Here is a 1,396-nt window from a genome sequence, read left to right as displayed (position 1 = left end):
GTCCGATGAAGTATTTGGGCAGAGCCACCCGAGCCGCAAAAACTCCGGTTTTGATGGGATCCGTCCCCATGACGGCGCTCGCCGCATAGGCCGAAAGCGCCACGGGCGGGGTGACTTCGGCCAAGACAGCGAAATAGAAAAGAAACATGTGCGTGGCCAAAAGGGCCGGCCCCTCGGGAATGCCGCTCATCATGGCCAGTTTTTGAATGGTCGGGGCCGTCAGCGCCGACGTCAATACATAAGTGGCGATGGGCGGCACGCCCATGCCCAAAATGAGGCTGAAGGCGCCCGTGAACAGCGTGGCGAAAAGCATGCTGGATCCGCTGATCTTGAGCATGACGATGGAAAACTTGGACGCCAGCCCGCTCAAGACCATCATGGACATGATCATGTTGGCGGCGATGACCGCACTGGCGATGGGCAGCAGGGAGACGATCCCTTCTTCCAAGGCTTCCCACACCTTGGCCACTGGAGGCCGCACGGAACGATCCGCATAGGCAAAGAGCAGAAACAACCCGATGGCCACGGAAACCGTCAGGTTGATGGAAATGCCTCGGTAGATCAAGGCGATGATGAACAGAATGGGCACGAAGACATAAGAATATCTTCGAAAATACGCCCACGTGGTGGTCGTGGCCACTTCCAGGTGAGGAAGGCCCTCCCGAAGGACGTAGAGCTCGTTGTAGAGCAGAATGCTAGCCAGGTACAGGAGCATGGGGCCTGTGGCCATGACGATGATCATGGAATAGGGAATGGACAAAAGCTCCACCATGATGAACGAAATGGATCCCATGACCGGCGGGGTGATGTAGGCGATGGATCCCACGGTGGCGATGACGCCGGCGGCCACCAGGCGGTTGTATCGCACCTGATCATAAAGCGGTTTGGTTAGGGTGGCCACAAACTGCGTGTCGGCGGCCCCAGATCCCGAGAACATGCCCATGAGCACCGCCATGACCGAACTGCTCCGACCGGGAGAGGCGGGGCTTCGGCCGACCAGAAGCAGCGCGATATTGGCGATGATCTTGCCGAAGCCCATCTGGGTGACCACCGCGCCCAAGGTTGTGAAATAGATCAGGTATTTCAAGGAAACGCCGGTGATGGATCCGAAAATTCCCGCCTCGGTCTCGCAGTAGAGCTTGCCCAAGAGCATGTCCACGCTGAAACCGGGGTTGGCGAAGACCCCCGGAATATGATGCCCGTATATGTTGTAGAGCACGAAAATCATGACCAGCGTGGGCATAATGGGGCCGCTCAGGCGGAAGATGACCCCTAGGACCAGCAGTATTTCAGAAAGGGACATCATGAGGTCCCACGGCTCGGGCATGATGGCGCGATAGATGAGTTTTTCGTAAGTGACCACCAAATACAGGAAAGGAAAGAGGCTGAGGAGGCC

At 57.4% G+C, this 1,396-nt stretch carries 1 protein-coding gene; it reads right to left on the bottom strand.

Features of this window, described 5'->3' with window-relative positions; all coding sequences use genetic code 11:
* The coding region (locus ABJK56_RS03585) for a TRAP transporter fused permease subunit (RefSeq protein ID WP_347243297.1) at positions 1-1,396 on the bottom strand (1,396 nt) is incomplete at both ends.

This window comes from Thermogutta sp. (genome assembly GCF_039793925.1).
Lineage (GTDB): Bacteria > Planctomycetota > Planctomycetia > Pirellulales > Thermoguttaceae > Thermogutta.
This window is presented reverse-complemented; position numbering and strand designations above follow the sequence as displayed.